The sequence below is a fragment of the Streptomyces sp. NPDC001231 genome (assembly GCF_042896885.1).
GTDB lineage: Bacteria > Actinomycetota > Actinomycetes > Streptomycetales > Streptomycetaceae > Streptomyces.
The window spans coordinates 23446-43720 of sequence record NZ_JBIAXS010000008.1; the positions used below are offsets into that span (position 1 = coordinate 23446).

The 20275-nt window shown below is 72.5% G+C and carries 19 protein-coding genes; 12 read left to right on the forward strand and 7 right to left on the reverse strand.

Going from position 1 to position 20275, the window contains the following annotated elements; all coding sequences use genetic code 11:
- The first annotated feature begins 36 nt into the window (after positions 1–36).
- A complete protein-coding gene (locus tag ACFY3J_RS11795; RefSeq protein ID WP_384175352.1) occupies positions 37–1596 on the forward strand; it encodes a cytochrome P450 in 1560 nt (519 codons plus the stop codon).
- Here the strand turns inward: ACFY3J_RS11795 and ACFY3J_RS11800 are convergent.
- On the reverse strand, positions 1590–2540 hold the full coding sequence (locus tag ACFY3J_RS11800; protein ID WP_390840797.1) for an RluA family pseudouridine synthase: 951 nt from the start codon (positions 2538–2540) through the stop codon (positions 1590–1592). The genes ACFY3J_RS11795 and ACFY3J_RS11800 overlap by 7 nt on opposite strands.
- Positions 2541–2618: 78 nt before the next feature.
- On the opposite strand from ACFY3J_RS11800, the gene ACFY3J_RS11805 reads away from it, so the two are divergent.
- The 4 genes from ACFY3J_RS11805 (at position 2619) to ACFY3J_RS11820 (ending at position 5949) form a co-directional block, all read left to right on the forward strand.
- Positions 2619–3200: a GNAT family N-acetyltransferase gene (locus ACFY3J_RS11805; RefSeq protein ID WP_384175356.1), complete on the forward strand. Its 582-nt coding sequence runs from the start codon at positions 2619–2621 to the stop codon at positions 3198–3200.
- A 105-nt stretch (positions 3201–3305) separates the two neighbouring features.
- Entirely contained in the window at positions 3306–3953 is a 648-nt protein-coding gene (locus tag ACFY3J_RS11810; RefSeq protein ID WP_390840798.1) for a PadR family transcriptional regulator, read from the forward strand.
- A gap of 194 nt (positions 3954–4147) precedes the next feature.
- Positions 4148–5176, forward strand: coding sequence for an ATP-binding cassette domain-containing protein (locus tag ACFY3J_RS11815; protein WP_384175360.1), 1029 nt, complete (start codon positions 4148–4150; stop codon positions 5174–5176).
- Positions 5173–5949: an ABC transporter permease gene (locus ACFY3J_RS11820; RefSeq protein ID WP_384175362.1), complete on the forward strand. Its 777-nt coding sequence runs from the start codon at positions 5173–5175 to the stop codon at positions 5947–5949. Before ACFY3J_RS11815 ends, ACFY3J_RS11820 begins: the two co-directional genes overlap by 4 nt.
- 52 nt (positions 5950–6001) lie before the next feature.
- Here ACFY3J_RS11820 and ACFY3J_RS11825 read toward each other — a convergent pair whose 3' ends face one another.
- Together ACFY3J_RS11825 and ACFY3J_RS11830 are read right to left on the reverse strand one after the other, a co-directional pair.
- Positions 6002–6847: a siderophore-interacting protein gene (locus ACFY3J_RS11825; protein WP_384175365.1), complete on the reverse strand. Its 846-nt coding sequence runs from the start codon at positions 6845–6847 to the stop codon at positions 6002–6004.
- Between the two features lie 103 nt (positions 6848–6950).
- Entirely contained in the window at positions 6951–7880 is a 930-nt protein-coding gene (locus ACFY3J_RS11830) for a 5'-3' exonuclease H3TH domain-containing protein (protein WP_390840856.1), read from the reverse strand.
- A gap of 204 nt (positions 7881–8084) precedes the next feature.
- Between ACFY3J_RS11830 and ACFY3J_RS11835 the strand changes: the two genes are divergently transcribed.
- The 4 genes from ACFY3J_RS11835 (at position 8085) to ACFY3J_RS11850 (ending at position 13368) form a co-directional block, all read left to right on the forward strand.
- Positions 8085–9173, forward strand: a complete 1089-nt coding sequence (locus tag ACFY3J_RS11835) for a glycine betaine/L-proline ABC transporter ATP-binding protein (protein WP_384175367.1) — start codon at positions 8085–8087, stop codon at positions 9171–9173.
- Positions 9166–11787 carry an ABC transporter permease/substrate binding protein gene (locus tag ACFY3J_RS11840; protein WP_384175369.1) on the forward strand — a complete coding sequence of 874 codons (2622 nt, stop codon included), beginning with the start codon at positions 9166–9168 and terminating at the stop codon, positions 11785–11787. The genes ACFY3J_RS11835 and ACFY3J_RS11840 overlap by 8 nt, the downstream gene beginning before the upstream one ends.
- A 295-nt stretch (positions 11788–12082) precedes the next feature.
- Positions 12083–12649 carry a helix-turn-helix domain-containing protein gene (locus ACFY3J_RS11845; RefSeq protein WP_384175371.1) on the forward strand — a complete coding sequence of 189 codons (567 nt, stop codon included), beginning with the start codon at positions 12083–12085 and terminating at the stop codon, positions 12647–12649.
- Positions 12649–13368 (forward strand): helical backbone metal receptor, encoded by a 720-nt coding sequence (locus tag ACFY3J_RS11850; RefSeq protein ID WP_390840799.1) that lies wholly within the window; start codon positions 12649–12651, stop codon positions 13366–13368. The genes ACFY3J_RS11845 and ACFY3J_RS11850 overlap by 1 nt, the downstream gene beginning before the upstream one ends.
- On the opposite strand, the gene ACFY3J_RS11855 is transcribed toward ACFY3J_RS11850, so the two are convergent.
- Positions 13280–14452, reverse strand: coding sequence for a TDT family transporter (locus ACFY3J_RS11855; RefSeq protein WP_390840800.1), 1173 nt, complete (start codon positions 14450–14452; stop codon positions 13280–13282). The genes ACFY3J_RS11850 and ACFY3J_RS11855 overlap by 89 nt on opposite strands.
- Before the next feature lie 70 nt (positions 14453–14522).
- On the opposite strand from ACFY3J_RS11855, the gene ACFY3J_RS11860 reads away from it, so the two are divergent.
- Entirely contained in the window at positions 14523–15512 is a 990-nt protein-coding gene (locus ACFY3J_RS11860; RefSeq protein ID WP_390840801.1) for a LysR family transcriptional regulator, read from the forward strand.
- 22 nt (positions 15513–15534) lie between these two features.
- On the opposite strand, the gene ACFY3J_RS11865 is transcribed toward ACFY3J_RS11860, so the two are convergent.
- Genes ACFY3J_RS11865 through ACFY3J_RS11875 form a run of 3 tightly spaced genes read right to left on the reverse strand, consistent with a single transcriptional unit; the run spans position 15535 to position 18644 of the window.
- Positions 15535–16635, reverse strand: a complete 1101-nt coding sequence (locus ACFY3J_RS11865) for a C45 family autoproteolytic acyltransferase/hydolase (RefSeq protein WP_384175379.1) — start codon at positions 16633–16635, stop codon at positions 15535–15537.
- Positions 16632–18260 carry an amidohydrolase gene (locus tag ACFY3J_RS11870; RefSeq protein ID WP_390840802.1) on the reverse strand — a complete coding sequence of 543 codons (1629 nt, stop codon included), beginning with the start codon at positions 18258–18260 and terminating at the stop codon, positions 16632–16634. Before ACFY3J_RS11870 ends, ACFY3J_RS11865 begins: the two co-directional genes overlap by 4 nt.
- Before the next feature lie 24 nt (positions 18261–18284).
- Positions 18285–18644 (reverse strand): cytosine permease, encoded by a 360-nt coding sequence (locus ACFY3J_RS11875; protein ID WP_384175385.1) that lies wholly within the window; start codon positions 18642–18644, stop codon positions 18285–18287.
- On the opposite strand from ACFY3J_RS11875, the gene ACFY3J_RS11880 reads away from it, so the two are divergent.
- Both ACFY3J_RS11880 and ACFY3J_RS11885 read left to right on the forward strand, forming a co-directional pair.
- Entirely contained in the window at positions 18616–19188 is a 573-nt protein-coding gene (locus tag ACFY3J_RS11880) for a TetR family transcriptional regulator (RefSeq protein WP_390840803.1), read from the forward strand. The genes ACFY3J_RS11875 and ACFY3J_RS11880 overlap by 29 nt on opposite strands.
- A 132-nt stretch (positions 19189–19320) precedes the next feature.
- Positions 19321–20271: a DUF2510 domain-containing protein gene (locus ACFY3J_RS11885; RefSeq protein WP_390840857.1), complete on the forward strand. Its 951-nt coding sequence runs from the start codon at positions 19321–19323 to the stop codon at positions 20269–20271.
- Positions 20272–20275 lie beyond the last annotated feature (4 nt).

The following is a 20275-nucleotide window of genomic DNA, read 5'->3' on the forward strand; positions in this document are numbered from 1 at the left end:
CACCCACACCTCTTCCGTTTTCCGAAAGCGACCGCTGTGACGCCTGAACCCCACTCCCCGACCGGTCCGGACGACTTCGCCCCCGACCCGCCCCCCGGCTGCCCCGCGCACGGCACCGGGCCAGGAGGACTGCACCGGCTCCACGAGGCGCGGGACCTGAGAGCGCTCTACGAGCAGCTGCGCGACCAGTACGGACCGGTGGCGCCCGTACTGCTCCACGACGACGTGCCGATGTGGGTGGTGCTCGGCCACGCCGAGAACCTGCACATGGTGAGCACCCCGTCGCAGTTCACCAAGGACAGCCGTATCTGGACGCCGCTCAGGGACGGCACGGTCAAGCCCGATCACCCGCTCATGCCGCACATCGCCTGGCAGCCGATCTGCGCACACGCCGAGGGCGAGGAGCTCAAGCGGCTGCGCGGCGCCGTCCAGGGCGCCCTGGAGTTCATCGACTTCCGCGCCCTGCGCCGCCACATCGGCCGGGCCACCCAGCGCCTGGTCAACCGGTTCTGCGAGACGGGCCGCGCCGACCTCGTCGCCCAGTTCACCGAGCATCTGCCCATGGCGGTGATGTGCCAGGTCCTCGGTATGCCCGAGGAGTACAACGACCGGATCGTGCAGGCCGCCCGCGACATGCTCAAGGGCACCGGGACCGCGATCGCCAGCAACGAGTACATCATGGACTGCCTGCTGCGGGTCACCGCCCGCCGCCGGGCCCGGCCCGAGGACGACCTCACCAGCCACCTCATCGAGCAGCCGGCGGGCCTGACCGACGAGGAGGTCGGCCAGCACCTGCGCGTCGTGCTCATCGGCACCTACGAGGCCACCGCCAACCTGCTGGCCAACGCCGTGCGCCGGGTCCTGACCGAGCCAGGCTTCCGGGCCCAGCTCAACGGCGGTCAGATGACGGTGCCGGAGGCGGTCGAGCAGTCCCTGTGGGACGAACCGCCGTTCAGCACCATCTTCGGCTACTTCGCCAAGCAGGAGACCGAACTCGGTGGCCGGCGCATCCGCCGGGGCGACGGGCTGCTGCTGGGCATCGCGCCGGGCAACGTCGATCCCCGGGTGCGGCCGGGCCCGACGGCGGACATGCAGGGCAACCGCTCCCACCTCGCCTTCGGCGGCGGCCCGCACGAGTGTCCCGGCCAGGACGTCGGGCGCGCCATCGCCGACGTCGGTGTCGACATGCTGCTGACCCGGCTGCCGGACGTCCGGCTCGACTGCGACGAGGCGGAGCTGCGGTGGACGGAGTCGATCGCCTCCCGCCATCTGGTGGAGCTGCCGGTGCGGTTCACGCCGCGGCCGCAGCAGGACGAGAGATCGAAGCCGAGCCACACCCCGCACCCGGTCACACCGCCGCGCCCGGCCCGGGAGGCCGGCACCGGGACCGCTCGGCAGCGGCCCGTGCCGTCCTCCATGCCGTCCTCCGAGCTGCTGCCCGAGCCGTCATCTGTGCCGTCATCCGAGCCGCCGCCCGCGCCCGCGGCGGTGAAGGAGCCGCCGGGCGCCGGGGAGCCGGACACCGCACCGGCCGCCGACGCGGCCCGCCCCCAGGGTGTCTGGCAGCGCTTCCTGCGCTGGTGGCGCGGTTACTGACCGGCCCACCCGGCGAAGTCGGACCAGGCCTGGAGCACCCGCCCGCTGGTGAACCGGTGCTCCGCCCCCGTGACCGGATCCGTGAACTCCAGCGTCCGCGCGAGCAGTTGAAGCGGGCGCCGGAAGTCGCCGGCCGGCACGGGGGCGGTCACCACCGGGTAGAGCGGGTCGCCCAGGATCGGCACGCCCAACGCGTTCATGTGCACCCGCAGTTGGTGCGTCTGTCCGGTGGCGGGCGCCAGCCGGTACCGCCCGAGCCCGTCCGCGCGGTGCTCGGCCAGTTCCACGCGTGTGACGGCGTTCGGCTCACCCGCCACCTCGCGGGCGGCCTGCACCCCGCGCTCCTTCACGATCCGGCTGCGCACGGTCCGCGGCAGGACCAGCGCCGGGTCGTAAGGGGCCACCGCCTCGTACTCCTTGCGCACCAGCCGGTCGCGGAACAGCGTCTGGTAGGCGCCGCGCTCCTCGGGCCGCACCGTGAACAGCACCAGCCCGGCGGTGAGCCGGTCCAGGCGGTGCGCGGCGCTCAGCGCGGGGATCCCCAGCTCCCGCCGCAGCCGTGCCAGCGCCGTCTCGGCGACGTGCGAGCCGCGCGGGGTGGTGGCGAGGAAGTGCGGCTTGTCGGCGACGACGAGGTGCTCGTCGCGGTGCACGACCCGAAGCGGGAACGGCACCGGCACCTCCTCGGGCAGCTCCCGGTGGAACCACACGTACATCCCCGGCTCGTACGGCGCGTCGGGCGCCACCGCCCGTCCGTCGGCCCCGACGACCCGGCCCGCGTCGACCATGGCCCCGACCACCCCGGGGCCGGCCCCCGACAGCCGCTCCACCAGATACGCCCGCACGGTGGTCCAGGCTCCGTCGGCGGGCAGCCGCACCCGCACCGGGTCCACCCCGTGGCGCTGGGGCAGGGGAGAGGGCGGGGTACGGGTCTTGCGTCGCATCGACCGAAGCCTACGAGGCCGCCCACGGCCCGGGAAAACCACTGCGCCGGTGGCCCGCGCGTGGGCAGGATACGGGCCATGCCTCTTCTCACCAGCCCGGTACTTCCCGCCGGCACCTTCGCGCGCTCCGCGCAGCCCACCCTGCCCACCGGCGACGGTCTCCTCCTGCGGCCCTGGACGGCCGAGGACGCGCCCGTCGTCCACGACGTCTTCCAGGACCCGGTCATGCACCAGTGGCACGCCAGGGCCGCCGAGTCCGAGGCCGAGGCGGCCGGCTGGATCGAGGAGTGGCGTGCCGCCTGGGCGGCGGACCGGGAGGCCCAGTGGGCGGTTGCCGACGCGGACACCGGGCGTCCCGTGGGGCGGGTCGCGCTGCGCGAGGTGCGGTTCGAGGACGGCGCGGCGGAGGTGGCGTACTGGACCGCTCCGGCGGCCCGTGGCCGGGGCGTGGCCTCGCGCGCCACCACGACCCTCGTCCACTGGGCGTTCGAGGACACCGGGTTCCACCGCCTGGAGCTCCTGCACTCCGTGCACAACGGCGCCTCCTGCCGCGTCGCCACCAGGACCGGCTTCGCCCTGGAGGGCACCAAGCGCAGTTCGGGCCTCCACGCGGACGGCTGGCACGACATGCATCTGCATGCGCGCGTCCGCGGGGACTGAGACGGAGTTCCCGCCCCCGAGGCCACGATATATCGCGTGTCTTGACGGAGGAGGTTGAGTCGCGATATGTTCGGCTACGGATATTCGGAAGCGAGGTGATCGGGTATGGCTGGCGGACGCAGAAAGTTGAGCAATCCGCTCGCGCTCACCGTGATGACCACGCTCTGGCAGAAGCCCATGCACCCCTACGAGATCGCGCAGACCCTGCGCCGCCAGGGCAAGGACGCCAGCACCAAGATCAACTACGGCTCGCTCTACACGGTCGTGCAGAGCCTCGAGGAGCGCGGCTTCGTCGAGGTGGTCGACGTGGAGCGGCGGGGCAACCGCCCCGAGCGCACCATCTACGCGCTCACCGAGTCCGGCCGCGAGGAGATGACGCGGTGGCTGTCGGACCTCGTCGCCGTACCGGCCAAGGAGTACCCGATCTTCGAGACCGCGCTCTCGTTGCTGGGGGCCCTGCCCCCGGACGACGTCGTGCGGCTGCTGGAGGAGCGGCTCACCGCCCTGGAAATGCGGGTGGCGAGCGGACGGGCGGTGCTGGACAAGCTCTACGAGACGCTGCCGCGCCTGTTCCTCGTCGAGGTCGAGTACCACCAGCACATGGCCGAGGCGGAGACGGAGTGGGTCCGCGGTTTCGCCCGCGAGATCCGCGAGGGCTCGCTGCCGGGCGTCGAGAGCTGGCGCCGGTTCCACGAGACGGGGGAGATCCCCGTGGAGTTCAAGGAAGCCGAGGAACGCCACTACCAGAAGTGAACCGTCCATGAGACAGACCCCGGCAGGGCTGTTGCAGCAGCCCCGCCAGGGTCTCGAACCCCGAGCCGAATCCACCGTGAGGCTTCTCCGGGCGATCGAGGTGCGGCACACCCAGGATATCCCGGCGCTCTCACGTGGATCATTCGGCGATCTTCGCCACCCATCCACATCCACTCGTCCAGGAGAGCTCCGCCATGAGTCCCACCCGTGCGCCCGCCGTCGAGGCACGCCGGCTGACCAAGACCTATCCTGGTGACGTCACCGCCCTGAACGGCATGGACATCACCGTCGAGCCGGGTACCGTCTTCGGTCTCCTCGGCCCGAACGGCGCCGGCAAGTCCACCACCGTCAAGATCCTCACCACCCTGGCCCGCCCCGACTCCGGCGAGGCGGCCGTGGCCGGCCATGACGTGCTGCGCCACCCGGACCGGGTGCGGCGTGCCATCGGCGTGGTCGCGCAGAGCTCGGGCGCCGACCCGGTCGCCACCGGCCGCGAGAACCTCCGGCTCCAGGGCAGGCTCTACGGACTGAAGGGCGCCGACCTGGACCGCCGGGTCGACGGACTGCTGGAGCGGTTCAGCCTCGCCGACGCCGCCCGCCGCCCCGTCAAGGGCTACTCCGGCGGTATGCGGCGGCGCCTGGACGTCGCCCTCGGACTGGTGCACCGGCCCGAGGTCCTCTTCCTCGACGAGCCCACCACCGGCCTCGACCCGGAGGCCCGTACGGCGATGTGGGACGAGATCGGCCGCCTGGCCGGCGAGGAGGGCCTGACCATCCTGCTGACCACGCACTACCTGGAGGAGGCCGACCGGCTCGCCGAGCGCGTCGCCATCGTCGACCGCGGCCGGGTCGTCGTCGAGGGCACCCCGGACTCCCTCAAGGGCGAACTGCGCGGCGACGCGGTCCACGTGGAACTGCGCGAGGCGGTCGGCGAGGCCGGGCGTACGGTGCTCGGCAGCGCCCTGGGCGCCCTGCCCGGCGTGCACGAGGTGCTGATCGACGGACGCCGGATCAGCGCCCGCGCCGACGACGGAGCCGCCGCCATGCCCGCGCTCCTCGCAGGGCTGGAGCGCGCCGGGGTCACCGTGACCGCGGCGACCGTGGCCCGCCCCTCCCTCGACGACGTCTACCTCCGCTACGCGGGCCGACGTTACGCAGAGGCGGAGGCCGAGAGCGGAGCCCCCGGCGCCGAGGCCCTCGCCCTCGCCGGAGGTGCGCGATGAGCACCGCGATCTCCCAGACCTGGTACATGACCCAGCGTCAGCTGATGGTGTTCGCCCGCCAGCCGGCCTACGCGGTCATCACGCTGATCCAGCCGGTGATCTGGCTGTTCCTGTTCGGCAACCTCTTCAGGAAGGTTGTCGAGCTCGGCGGCTTCGGCACCACCTCGTACCTGGACTACCTGGTGCCGGGCGTGGTGGTGATGAGCGCGCTCAGCTCCAACATGTGGGCCGGCATGGGCACGTTGGAGGAGATCCAGCGCGGCACGCTCAACCGGTTCCTGACCACCCCGGTCAGCCGGGCCGCCCTGATGAACGGCAACGTGGTCCACAACGGCCTGGTCACCGCCCTCCAGTCGGTCGTCATCGTGCTGCTCGGCCTGCTGGGCGGGGCCGACTACCCCGGCGGCGTCGGCGGCGTCCTGGTCCTGGTGCTCGCCTCGGTGCTGCTGGGCACGGTCTTCGGGGCACTGTCCAACGCGCTCGGAATGCTGGTGCAGGAGCGGGAGTCCATCATCGGGATCAACACCTTCCTGCTGCTGCCGCTGACGTTCCTGTCCTCCGCCTTCATGGCGCCCGCGCAGATGCCCGCCTGGATGCGCCACATCGCCGACTTCAACCCGCTCAACTGGGCGATGGTGGCGGGCCGTTCCGCGATGTCCGCGCATCCCGACTGGAGCGTCGTGGGGAGCCGGGGCGGCGCGCTGCTGGCCCTCGCGGTGGCCGCGGTGTGGCTGTCGATACGGACGTTCCGCTCCTACCAGCGGTCGGTCTGAGCCACGCGAAAGCGGCGGTACCGACCCGGGTACCGCCGCTTTCGTACGTGGCTCACGCGGCCGGCGCCGCGCCCTCCTGCTCCGTCTCGATCCGGGCGTTCCAGTCGCGCTTGGAGGCCTGCCAGCCGTCCTCGTCGTGGCCGAGCCGCCAGTAGCCGGAGATCGACAGGTCCTCGCGGGGAACGGCGTGCTCGACCCGCAGCAGCCGGCGCAGCTCCTTCACGAACCCGGCCTCGCCGTGCACGAACGCGTGCACCCGGCCCTCGGGGAACGGCAGCGCCCGTACGGCCTCCACCAGTGCCCGGCCGACGGGCCGATCGCCGCGGTGCAGCCAGACCACCTCCACGTCGGAGTCGATCTTCTGCTCCTCCTCGGGACCCGCGACCTCGATGAAGGCGTGGGCCGTCGCGCCCTCGGGCAGTGCCTCCAGGGAGCGCGCGATCGCCGGCAGGGCGCTCTCGTCACCGGCCAGCAGATGCCAGTCGGCACTCGCGTCCGGGGCGTAGGCGCCGCCGGGACCCAGGAAGTGCACGCTCTCGCCCGGCCGTGCCAGCAGCGACCAGGGGCCGGCCAGCCCCTCGTCGCCGTGGATGACGAAGTCCAGGGTCAGCTCGCGGTGGCCGGGGTCCCAGGCGCGCACCGTGTACGTCCGGGTCACCGGCCACTGCTCGCGCGGCAACTCCTCGCGGATCCGCTGAAGATCGAAGGGTTCCGGATAGGTGACCCCGTCGGGCGGGAACAGCAGCTTGACGTAGTGGTCCGTGCAGGTGTCCGCCGAGAAGCCGGCCAGGCCCTCCCCGCCGAGCACCACGCGCTGCATGTGCGGGGTCAGCCGTTCGGTCCGGACGACCTGCGCGGAGTGGGTCCTGCGCGGCTTGCGTGCCGGACGTTCTGCCATGACGGCCTCCCTGTTCCCCTTGCTTAGGTTTACCTAAGCTAACACCTCGCCACGGTGAGCACCTCTCCCGTCCGGCCGCCGGCCGTGCGCGTCGCCACAGCCGTCACGCCGGCAACGTGGCGAGCAGCCGCTGAAGCGAACCTCCCAGGCCCCAGCGGGCCGCCAGCGCCTCGAGCGCCGCCGGATCGCGCGGGGCGCGCGGCAGCGCCGTGTCCACGTCCGGCACCGGGACGTCGGCGGCGACCCGCACGACCTTCGGCGCCACCGCGAGATACGGCCGCGCCTCGTCGAGCCGCCTGCGCTGCGACGGCGTGAGCTTCGCCTTCGGGTCGTCGACGGCCGCCATGATCCCGGCCAGATCGCCGAACTCGGCGAGCAGCTTGGCCGCCGTCTTCTCCCCGATGCCGGGCACGCCCGGCAGCCCGTCGCTCGGGTCGCCGCGCAGCAGTGCCAGATCCGCGTACCCCGGGCCGTCGACCCCGTACTTCTCCCGCAGCGCCGCCTCGTCGGTGGCCTGGAGCGTGCCGACGCCCTTGACCGGATACAGCACCCGCACCCCACGGGCGTCGTCCACCAACTGGTACAGGTCCCGGTCGCCGGTGACGATGTCGACCGGGCCCGTCGCTCGCGCGGTGAACGTGCCGATCACGTCGTCCGCCTCGTACCCCGCGACGCCCACGCGCGCGATGCCCACCGCGTCCAGGACGGACTCGATCACCGGGACCTGCGGGGACAGGGTGTCCGGCACCTCCTCCTCGTCCGGACCGCCGGTGTGCTCCACGGCCACCCGGTGTGCCTTGTAGGAGGGGATCAGCTCCACCCGCCAGGCCGGCCGCCAGTCGGCGTCCATGCAGGCCACCAGGTGATCGGGCCGGTGGTCCTTGACCAGCCGGTCGATGAAGTCGAGCAGCCCGCGCACGGCGTTCACCGGCGTGCCGTCCGGGGCCCTGATCGACTCCGGGACGCCGAAATAGGCGCGGAAGTACAGGGAGGCGGTGTCGAGGAGCATCAGTCGTCCGGTCACGTCTCGCATCATGCCGTACGGCACCGACAGTCACCGGACGGCCGGGAGCCATGGATTCCACGTGAACGGCAGACGGGGGCAATGTGAAGCAGGCCACGTTTGGTTTGAGTCAAAAGGGTCTGGGCAGGCGCGCCTCGGATCGAAGGTGGTTGCTTTCTTCAACTGTTAGCTGCCCTGCGCATCCCGTTCCTGGCCCCGAGACAAGAGGTACGCGTGTCTTCAAGACTTCAGGCCCAGCACCTGTTCAAGGTGTTCGGCCGACGACCGGACGAGGCAGTCGAAAAGCTACGGCAGGGTGCCGACCGCGAGGACTTGCGCGCCGACGGCACCACCGCCGCCGTCATCGACGCCTCCTTCAGCGTCGATCCCGGCCAGATCTTCGTCGTCATGGGCCTGTCCGGTTCCGGCAAGTCCACGCTCCTGCGGATGCTGAACGGGCTGCTGGAGCCGACCGCCGGCTGCGTCAGTTTCGACGGCCAGGACCTGACCGCGCTCAGCGACCGCGAGCTGCGCGAGGTCCGCTCCAGGAAGATCAGCATGGTCTTCCAGCACTTCGCGCTCTTCCCGCACCGCAGTGTCCGTGAGAACGCCGCCTATGGTCTGGAAGTGCAGGGCGTGCCCCGCGCCGAGCGCGAACGCCGCGCCGACGAGGCGCTCGCCCTGTGCGGTCTGGCCGGCTGGGAGTCCTCCTGGCCCGACGAGCTCTCCGGCGGCATGCAGCAGCGGGTGGGCCTGGCCCGCGCCCTGGCCACCGACGCCGACCTGCTGCTGATGGACGAGTCCTTCAGCGCCCTGGACCCGCTGATCCGGCGCGACATGCAGGACCAGCTGCTCCAGCTCCAGAAGACGCTCAAGAAGACGATCGTCTTCATCACCCACGATCTCAACGAGGCCATGCGCCTGGGCGACCGGATCGCCGTCATGCGCGACGGCCGCATCGTGCAGACCGGCACCGCCGAGGACATCCTGCTGCGCCCCGCCGACGACTACGTCGCCTCCTTCACCCAGGACGTCGACCGGTCCCGGGTGCTGACCGCGGAGTCGGTCATGGACCGCGACGTACGCGGTGACGAGGCGGACTGCGGCTGCGACACCGCGACCCCGCACACCCCGTTCACCGAGTTGTGCGCGATCAGCGCCCGCGTGCCCCATCCGGTCGCCGTGCTGGACGAGCACCGCGACCTCGTCGGCATCGTGCCGCGCCAGCGCCTCGTCGGCTTCCTGGGCGACGAGCAGAGCTCCCAGGTGAGCTGTGACGCGCCGCGGGACAAGGACGGCGACAAGGCGGTGGCCCGTGCCTAGGATCCCGCTCGGCGACTGGGTCAACTCCGCGGTCGACTGGCTGCTCGGCCACATGTCCTGGCTCTTCGACTTCTTCAAGGCCGTGTTCACCGGCACCTACGACGGCATCAACGCCGTCCTCCAGGCGCCGGAGCCGCTGCTGCTCGCGGGCATCTTCGCCGTGCTCGCCTGGTGGCTGCGCGGCGCCTTCGCCGGAGTGCTCACCTTCGTGGGGTTCGCGTTCATCGACTCCATGGAGCTGTGGTCGGACGCGATGGTGACCCTGTCACTGGTCCTCGTCGCCACGATCATCGCGCTGGTGATCTCGGTGCCGGTCGGCATCTGGGCGGCTCGCTCGGACCGGGTCAGCGCCTTCGTCCGGCCGGTCCTCGACTTCATGCAGACGCTGCCCGCGATGATCTACCTCATCCCGGCCATCCTGTTCTTCGGCACCGGCGCCTCCGCGGGCATCGTCGCCACCCTGATCTTCGCCCTCGCGCCCGGCGTCCGCATGACCGAGCTGGGCATCCGCCAGGTCGACAAGGAACTGGTCGAGGCGGCCGAGGCGTTCGGCACCACGCCCCGCAACACGCTGCTGCGCGTCCAGCTGCCGCTGGCGCTGCCCACCGTGATGGCCGGCGTCAACCAGGTGATCATGCTCGGCCTGTCCATGGCCGCGATCGCCGGCATGGTCGGCACCGGCGGCCTCGGCGGCGACGTCAACGAGGCCATCGGCCAGCTCAACGTCGGCCTCGGTTCCGAGTCCGGCATCGCCATCGTGATCCTCGCGATCTACCTCGACCGCATGACCAGCGCCCTGGGCACCGAGGTCTCGCCGCTCGGCCGGCGCGCCGCCGCCAAGGCGCGGGCCGCCAAGGGCCTGAAGATCTGGTCCTACCGGCCGCAGCCGCAGATCGCCGTGATCGGCGTGGTGATCCTCGCCCTGGTCGCGGGCGGCATGGGCCTCTTCGCGGGGGGCGGCGGCAGTGCGACCGCCGCCGGCGACGGCACCGACGTCGGCCGCGGCAAGAAGATCACCATCGGCTACATCCCGTGGGACGAGGGCGTCGCGTCCACCTTCCTGTGGAAGGAGATCCTCGAACAGCGCGGCTACCAGGTCGACGCCCGCCAGTTCGACGCCGGACCGCTCTACACCGCGCTCGCCCAGGGCAACGTCGACTTCGAGACGGACTCCTGGCTGCCGACGACCCACGCCCAGTACTGGAAGAAGTACGGCAGCCGGCTCGACGACCTCGGCTCCTGGTACGGCCCGACCTCCCTGGAGCTGACCGTCCCCTCGTACATGAAGGACGTGAACTCGCTCGAGGACCTCAAGGGCAAGGCGAGCCTGTTCGGCGGGAAGATCACCGGCATCGAGTCCAGCGCCGGCATGATGGCCCTGCTCAAGAGCAAGGTCCTCAAGGACTACGGCCTGGACAAGGAGTACAAGGTCGTCGACAGCTCCACGCCCGCCATGCTGGCCGAGCTCAAGCGCGCCTACAGCAAGAAGGAACCGATCGTCGTCACGCTCTGGTCACCGCACTGGGCGTACAGCGACTTCGATCTGAAGAAGCTGAAGGACCCCAAGGGCTCCTGGGGCAAGGGCGACGGCGTGCACACGCTGGCCCGCAAGGGCTTCGCGGACGACGACCCGGTCGTCGGCACGTGGCTGAAGAACTTCAAGCTGACCGAGAAGCAGCTCACCGGCCTCGAGGCCGAGATCAACAAGGCGGGCAAGGGCCGCCAGCAGGACGCCGTCCGCGCCTGGCTGAAGGACAACCCGGGCGTCGTCGACAAGCTCGCCCCGCTGCCCGGCGGCGACTCGGCCGCCAAGCCGGCCGAGGCCAAGCGCACCCTGAACGTCGCCTGGTTCCCGTGGGACGAGGACATCGCCGTCACCCACCTGTGGAAGAACGTCCTGGAACGCCGCGGCTACCGGTTGAACCTCAAGCAGATGGACGTGGGCCCGGTCTACACCGGCCTGGCCGGCGGCGACATCGACCTCAACTTCGACGCCTGGCTGCCCTACGCCCAGAAGAACTACTGGGACAAGAACAAGGACAGACTCAGGGACCTCGGCACCTGGTACGAGCCGACCTCCCTGGAGATCGCCGTGCCGTCCTACGTCAAGGACGTGAAGTCCCTGGAGGACCTCAAGGGCAAGGCGTCCACCTTCAACGGGAAGATCATCGGCATCGAGCCGGGCACCGGCGAGATGACCCTGCTGAAGGACAAGGTCCTGCCCGGCTACGGCCTGGACAAGGAGTACAAGGTCGTCGACGGCTCCACGCCCGCCATGCTGGCCGAGCTCAAGCGCGCGTACGCCAAGAAGCAGCCCGTGGCCGTGGTGCTGTGGTCGCCGCACTGGGCCTACAGCCGCTACGACCTCACCAAGCTCGCCGACGACAAGAAGCTCTTCGGTGAGGGCAACACCGTGCGCACCATCTCCAGCGCCAAGTTCCCCGAGCAGTACCCGCAGCTCACCAAGTGGATCAAGAACTTCAGGATGAGCGAGGACGAGCTCGGCAGCCTGGAGAGCGAGATCAACCAGCACGGTCAGGGCCACGAGGCCGAGGCCGTCACCGCCTGGCTGAAGCAGCACCCCGACGTCCCGGCGCGGATGACGCCGCAGTAGCCGCCGACCCGGAAACCGCCGAAGGGGCGGGCCCGCCCCGCATCGCCCTGCGATGCGTGGGACGGGCCCGCCCCGCACGCTTGTCCACAGAAGGAATCCGGCCAACCACGCAGAGCCACCCCCCACGCTCCCCGGGCCCGCGCGATCCTTACAGGGACATGACGGCGACAGGAAACTGTTTGCCGAACATGCGTAGGGTGCAGAGAACTCATCAGAAGGAGTGCGCCCGGAACCGGGCCCACGGGCAGCGGCCCCACGAGCAGCGGACCGACGAGCGAAGGAGGGAGCCGGAGCGATGGGCGACAACAAAGAGCGGCCCCTTCGAGTGGGCGCGGCCGTCCGGCGGCGTCGCCGCGCGCTGGGGCTCACCCTCGCCGTGGTGGCCGACCGCAGCGGCCTCTCGGTCCCCTTCCTGAGCCAGATCGAGAACGACCGGGCCCGGCCCAGCCAGACCTCCCTGGAGAAGGTCGCCGACGCGCTGCGCACCACCGCCGTGGAACTGCTGGCGGCGGCCGACCCGGCGTGCAGCGTCGACGTCGTGCGCGCCGAGGTCACCGAGCTGGAACCCGAGCCCCGGGTGCGCTCCCTGGTGCGCGGCCACCACCAGCTGCACGCCTCGGAGTTCACCGGAGACCACGACGCAGGCCGTGAATTCCAGCACCGCAACGACGAGTTGATGTACGTCGCCGACGGAGCGGTGGAGATCGAGGCGGAGGGCCGGGCCTACCGGCTGGCGCGCGGCGACACGATGTACCTCACCGGCGGGGTCCGCCACCGCTGGCGGGCGACCGTGCCCGACACCCGGGTGGTCGTGGTCGCGGTCGCCGAGCACATCGAGGCGGTACAGGACCGGGCGCGCTGATGCGGGTCGTCTCGCTGGTCCCCTCGCTCACCGAGGCGGTGGCCGTGTCCCTGCCCGGCGTGCTCGTCGGTGCCACCGACTGGTGCACTCATCCGGCGGACCTCGACGTCACCCGGGTCGGCGGCACCAAGAACCCCAAGGTGGACCGGATCGCCGCCCTCGCCCCCGACCTGGTGATCGCCAACGAGGAGGAGAACCGGGCACCGGACCTCGACGCCCTGCGTGCGGCGGGCCTGGAGGTCCTGGTGACCGGGATCAGGGACCTGCCGCAGGCCTTCCGGGAACTGGCGCGGGTGCTGCGCGCGTGCGGCGGGACCGGCCGGCCCCGGTGGCTGGACGAGGCCGAGGCGGCCTGGTCGTCACCGCCCCTGCCCCCGGGCCGTACGACGGCCGTCGTACCGATCTGGCGGCGGCCCTGGATGGTGCTGGGCCGGGACACCTTCGCGGGTGACGTCCTGGCCCGCCTGGGCGTCGACCACCTCTACGCCCGGCACGCCGATCGGTATCCGCGCGTCCCGCTGGAGGAACTGCGGGCGGCGGCCCCGGACGTCGTCGTACTGCCGGACGAGCCGTACCGCTTCACCGCCGACGACGGTCCCGAGGCCTTCCCCGGGCTGCCCTGCGCGCTGGTCAGCGGGCGGCACCTGACGTGGTACGGGCCGTCGCTGGCGCGGGCTCCACGGGTGCTGGGCGAGGCGCTGCGAGCAGCGCGCCGCTGATCAGCCCGCGGGCGGTGTGCACGCCCGCGGCGGCCCAGGCGGTCACGAGGACGGCGTACAGACCGACCGCGAGGGCGCTGTAGGCGGCGAGGTGGGTGTGCCGGGCGAGGGCCGCGGCGCCGGTGACGCAGGTGCCCACCGGGAACGTGAACGACCACCAGGTCATGGCGAAGCCCATGCCCTGGCGGGCGGCGCGCAGCACTTGGGCGGCGGCGAAGGCGAACCACATCAGCGCGAAGCCCATGACCGGGACGCCGTACAGCACGGCGAGCACGGCGAAGCCGCCGGCGTACGGGGCCGGTACGACACCGGGTGCCGTGTCCGCGAAGGCGCCGACGGCGGTGGTGGACTGCCCGAGCGGGCCGAGGACCAGGAACAGCGTCGGGGTCAGCGCGAGCGGCAGCGGGCCCGCCGTGAGCAGCCGGCTGAAGATCACCGGCAGTACGACCAGGGTCGCGAGCAGGCTGAGCCCGAACATCGCCACACACGCGAGGAGCAGGGTCGACCGGGCCTGCCCGGCCGGCAGGTACGGCACGAGGGCGGGTCCCAGGGCGGCGGACACCATGGGCGCGACCAGCGGAAGCAGCCACACGGGCGTCGCCTGGTGCGGCTCGATCCGGTGGTGCACGACCATCAGGTACGGCACGGCCACGGCGGCCGCGAGCCCTACGGCCGTACCGGCGGTGAACAGCACGGCGTCCAGGGCGACCGCGGCCGGTGTGCCGATCCAGTCCCGCCCGACGGACAGGGCGCCGCCGCCGACCGCCAGCAGGGCCATGGACAGACAGCCGTAGAACGGCGCCGCCGTCGCGTCCAGGAGGTGTGCGCGGGCCTGGTCGCGGTGGTGGGTCCAGTGCAGGGTGCGGGCGGCGAACAGCACCACGAGCACGACGAGGGAGAGTGCCCACACGGCGGTGCACACGGTGCGCAGTCCCGGGACGTGCGGCGGCAGCGCGGCGCCCGCGGTGCCGACGGCGGCGGTGCCCATGACGGAGGCGTACCAGTTGGGGCCCAGATGGCGGACGGCGGGGACGCGGGGCCGGGGTGCGGCCTGCCGGGGCAGGGTGTGGGCTGCGATGACCATGACTCCAGCTTTGCCCGGTCCATAGGCTCCCACCAGGGGGTTTGTGTCTATCACGACATAAGCTGGCTTTATGAGGAGTACCGAGAGGGCTGAGGTGAACGGAGGAGACGGCGCGGGGCGGCGGCCGGGGACCTCGCTGGCGCACCGGGTGCCCGACCTGGGCGCGCTGGAGCTGTTGCTGGCGGTGGCACGGCTGGGGAGCCTGGGCGGGGCCGCGCGGGAGCTGGGCATCACCCAGCCGGCGGCGAGCAGCCGGATCCGTTCCATGGAGCGGCAGCTGGGTGTGGCGCTGGTGGACCGCTCGCCGCGCGGATCGCGGCTGACGGACGCCGGAGCGCTGGTCACCGACTGGGCGCGGCGGGTCGTCGAGGCGGCGGAGGCCTTCGACGCGGGCGCGCAGGCGCTGCGGGACCGGCGGGACTCGCGGCTGCGGGTGGCGGCCAGCATGACGATCGCGGAGTACCTGCTGCCGGGATGGCTGATCGCGCTGCGGACTCGGCGGCCGGACACGGCGGTGTCCCTGCTCGCCGGGAACTCGGCGGTCGTCGCGGAGCGGCTGCTGGGGGACGAGGCGGACCTCGGATTCGTGGAGGGGGTGTCGGTGCCGTCCGGTCTCGACTCCGTCGTCATCGGCCACGACCGCCTGCTCGTGGTGACAGCGCCGGCCCACCCGTGGGCCCGCCGCCGGCGGCCGTTGTCGGCGGAGGAACTGGCCACCACGCCGCTGATCCTGCGGGAGGAGGGCTCCGGCACCCGGCAGGTGCTGGACGCGGCGCTCGGCGGCCTGGCGCGCCCGCTGATCGAGCTGTCCTCCACGACGGCGGTGAAGGCCTCCGCGGTGAGCGGAGCGGGACCGGCGGTGCTCAGCGAACTCGCGGTGGGCGAGGAGTTGTCCCTGCGCCGGCTCGTTCCCGTGCCCGTGGACGGCGTCACCCTCGAACGCGACCTGCGCGCGGTCTGGCCCACCGGCCACCGCCCGGTGGGTCCGGCCCGCGAGCTGCTGTCCCTGACAGGCTCGGAAAGCGGAACCGGACAACGCACGAGGCCGGGAACAGGCTGAGCCGGGGGTCGCGAGAACCGTGTCAGGCGTGCAGCGAGCGCCAGGGGCGGGTCGTGTGTTCGGCGGGTGTGCCGTCGAGGACCTGGGCGGTGCGGGAGGCCGGGTCGAGGACGACGGTGGCCAGGCTCGCCCAGCGGCCGCCGGTCGGCCGGTTCATGTCGGGGACGCAGGTCACCGGGGGCTCCCCGGGGCCGGTCACGAGTCGCTGGATCAGTTCACCGGCATGCTCCACGGGGTTGCGTGCGAGCCGGTCGCGGAGGAAGGCGTAGCGCTCGCCGGAGTCGGGCTGGTAGAGCCAGGTCTTCTCGTGGCGGGAGGGGGCGTCGGTGAGGAAGTGGTTGGTGCGCAGATGCGTTCCCTCGGCCACCTCGGGCACCTCGAAGACCCCCACCGGGCTGAGGTCGAGGAGGAGGGCGCTGTGGGCGTCGAAGAGCGTGAAGGACCCGGACGAGGTGAGGCGGGCCTCGCGCAGGATCTCCCGCGCGTGCTCGGCGCTGCCGGCCTCCTCGAGGACGAGCGCGGCGAGGACGTGCACGGGGATGCCGCCGACGCGGTCGTCCCGGTGGCCGAGGATGTTGAAGTGCAGGGCGAGTCCGGCGCTGTTCACGCCGATCTTGGCGAGGATGCCGTGCTCGGTGATGCCCACGTACCGGTGCGCGCCGCCGGCGGATTCGAGGGTGTGCCAGGAGGAGCTGAGCTCGACGTGCCAGTCCCAGGTCTGCACGCCCATGTGGGTGCTGCCCCCGTCGGCCGTCCGCAGCCGGCGCACGATGGTGGAGCACTCGCCGGGCGGGACGGCGCTGCCGCGGGCGAGGATCTCGGTGCGGGCGTTGAGCGAGGCGACCTGCCAGGGCTCGACCCCGGCTCCCTCGGCGATGCCCTCGATCTGCTCGCGCAGGGCCGGGCGGAAGGCGCCGATGGCGTCCATTGCGAGGTCGGCGTCGTCGCGGACCGTGGCCGGCCGGATGCCGGCGAGCGTGAAGAGCCGGTCGTAGGCGTCGAGGGTGCCGTGCAGCCCGTCGGCGAGCTGCCGGCCCCGGATCCGGCCGCGCAGGCGGGGGTCGGAGGCGTCGGCGCTCACGTGCGGGCGGTGGTCGGGGCGGGGGTACGGTGCGAAGGTCACGAGGCGTATTCCTGGGGCGTGTGCTGGAGGACGGAGCCGCCGACGACCGTGGCGAGTACGGGGTTGGCGGTCTGCTGTTCGGGGGTCAGGTCGAGGGGGTCGCGGGCGAACACGGCGAGGTCGGCGAGGTAGCCCGGCGCGATCCGGCCGAGCCGGTCGGCGGCGCCCGCCGCGACGGCCGGGGCGCGGGTCATCCCGGCGTAGGCCTCCCGGGCGCTGATCCGCTGGCCGGGTTGGACGGGGGCGGCCGTCCGCTCCTCGACGGGCCGGCGCAACTGTGCGTCGGCGAGGGCGGTCCGCGGGTCCGCGATGCCGATGGGCCAGTCCGAACCGAGCGCCACCACGGCGCCGTGGTCCAGCAGGTCGCGGGTGCGCCAGCCGTGGGCGACCCGCTGCGGCCCGATCCGGCGGGACCAGTTGTCCTGCTGGTCGGCCCTGGTCATACGGGTCGCGTGGACGGGCTGGAGCCCGGCGACGACGCCGAGCGCGGCGAAGCGGGGGAGCAGGTCGTCGGGGATCGACTCGATGTGCTCGATCCGGTGCGGGGCGGACACGGCGTGGCCGGCCTCCTCGATCACGTCGAGGGCGGTGCGCACGGCCAGGTCGCCGATGGCGTGGGTGGCCGTGGGGATGCCGCGCTCGGTGAAGAACCGGACAGCCTCGCGATAGCCCTGCACGTCCTTCCACAGCGGCCGCCGGTTCTGGCCGAAGACGTCGGGGTGCTCGAACCAGGCGGAGCCGTTGTCGGCGGTGCCGTCCAGCATGAGCTTGGCGCCGGCGACGTGCCAGCGGCGCCCGGCGAGCCCCTGCTGGGCGGCGACGGCCTCCCACACGTCCCGTCCCGAGTCGGCGGGCACGAGCGGTGAGCAGCGCACCCGCAGCGGAAGGTCCCCGTGCCTCTCGATCTCCCGGTAGACGTCCTCGGAGGGCGCGGTGAAGTCCAGCGCGTGCAGGCCGGTGAGGCCGGTCGCGGCGAACTCGCGCAGCCGGTCGGCGACATGGCCGGCCGCGACCGGGAGCGGTACCTCGGGACAGTGGTCGAGGACGAGGTCCATGGCCTGGAGTTCGACGATGAAACCGGTGGGCCGGCCGTCGGGTCCGACGACGATCTCGGAGGCGTCGTCGAAGGTCTCCGCGCCGGTCAGTCCGACGCGGTCGACCACGGCCGGACTGACCACGAGGGAGTGCGCGTCACGGGTCATGAGCGAGATCGGCACGCCGGGGAAGCGCCGCCCCAGCGGCCGGCCGGTGGGCTCCCCGTCGAAGACGTTGATGTCGAGGTCGAACCCGGTCACCCAGGCCTCGCGGCCCTGCTCCGCGATCCGGTCCTCGATGCGGGAGCACACCGCGTCGAGCGTGGTCAGGCCGCCGAGGTCCAGGCCGCTGCCGACCTCGATCGCCCCCCACACCGGATGGGCGTGGGCGTCGGTCAGTCCCGGCGTGAGGGTCGCGCCGGGGAATTCCAGTACCTCGGTGGCGGCGCCCGCCCAGTGGCGCAGGACGTCGTCCCCGCCGACGGCGACGATCCTGCCCTCCTGGACGGCCACCACGGTGTCCGTGGTCGGGCCGGGCGTGGGGTCGAAGTTCTCGATCCGTGCCGCGCGCACGATGAGGTCGGCGTTCATGGGCGTTCTTTCCGTGCTGAGCGGTCAGTGCCGGGCGGTCGTGGGGGAGGGCGTCGGGGCGAAGGTGCCGAAGGCGCGGGACAGGACCCAGTACAGGGCCGCCGAGCCGAGGGCGCCGGCGGGTATGGCGAGGTTGAGACCGTCCATGGCCGCGGAGACGGGACCGGCCCAGAACGTGGAGCCGGCGCACAGCGTCGCCGCGGCGGCGCCGCCCAGGGTGGCGACCACACCGGCCCAGTTGACGCCGCCGCGGTACCAGAAGGGGCTCGTACGGCTCTGGTCGTGGAGGAGTTCGCCGTCGTAGCGGTTGCGGCGCAGGACGATGTCGGTGGCGTAGACGGTCATACACGGGCCGGTGACGATCACGACCAGCTCCCGGGCCATGGAGCGGGGTCTGGAGCGTGTGACGATGCAGCTCGTCGCCGACGAGCTGGGGGTGCGCCCCGGTCTGATCAGCCACTACTTCGCGACCATCGACGACCTGCTGTGCGACGCGTTCGTGCGCGCGGTCGCCCGTGAACGCGAGGCCCTGCTGCCGGAGGCCGAGGCCGAGCTGCCGCCGGTGCGGCGGCTGAGCCGCCTGCTGCGCCGCCTCGGCGGCGAGGACTTCGTCGACCTCGGCCGGCTCTGGCTCAACGCCCGGCACCTGTCCCGCTACCGCCCGAACCTCCTGCGCGTCGTCGCCGAACAGGAGGCGATCATGCGGGACGCCCTGACCGCCGTGATCGAGGACGGTGTGCGCCGGGGAGACTTCACCACCGACGACGCCCTCGGGGCGTGCGTGGTCATCCTCGTGGCGATCGACGGCCTCGGCTCCTACGCCAACGACGACGCGCGGTTCACCCACCCCGCGCTGGACACCCTGCTGTTCACCACGGCGGAGCGCGAACTCGGGCTGGAGCCGGGCCGGTTGCGTGACGGCGGCTGACGCGTGCGCGATCGCGGCTGATCCGGCGGCCTCGGCGGGCCGCGCACACGGCCACGGCCTCCCGGACCGCCCCCCGTCGGGCCACCGGCCGATGGATCCGACGGACCGGGTGCATAGAGTGCCGGGGTGAGCATGACGTCCCCGCCCGGCTGGTACCGCGACCCCAACGCCCCCCACCTGGAACGCTGGTGGGACGGCACGGCCTGGACCGAGCACCGGCGTGCCCCCGGGCTGTCGGGGCAGCCGCCCGCGTCACCGGGCGCCCCCGGGCTCCTCGGGCAGCCGCCCGCGTCACCGCCCGGCGGCGCGGGGCCGTCCCGCGTCAAGGCCGTCGCCCTCGTCACCGCGGGTGCCGTCCTGGTCACCGCGGTCGTCACGGGCGCGGTCCTGCTGGGCCGCGACGACGGGGGCGGCGGCACGGCGGACCCAGCCACCGGCACACGGTCCGCCACGCCCACGAGCGCCCCCACCGCCACCTCGCCGCCGTCCCCGGCAGCCTCCGCCGACGACGATCCCTCCGTCGCCGTCGACCAGCTCAACGGCATCACCCTGCCGCTGCCGGAGGGCTGGGAGAAACCGGAGAACATCGCCCAGGACGACGTCGTCATGACCACCCACGGCGTCTACGACTGCCCCGCCGGGGTGGGGCTGTGCCGGCACGGCCTGGTCATCACCCGCACGGCGACCGCGGCCGAGGGCGCCACCCCCGAGACCCTGGCCAGGCGCGACATCCAGGACGCGGCCGACGAGGCGTACGAGCGGAACGCGATCGGCCAGCGCCTCTACGGCGGGATCACCTCCCAGCGGACCGTCGCGTCCGGGCAGGTCGCGGTCGCGGGCCGGGCCGGCTACTTCGTGCGCCGGCTGGTCAGAACCGCCGAGGGGCCGGGCGGTTACGTCGAGTCGCTCGTCTTCCCGTCCAGCACCGGCACCCAGGCGCCGGTCCTCGTCCGCTTCGTCTTCGACGCCGGTCCGGACGGCCCGCCGCCGGCCGACATGGACAGGATCACCAAGGGCATCCGGCCCATCGGCGACGCCACGACCGGCGGCGGCGTGGGCAGCAGCATCGGCCCGTCGAGCTGAGCCG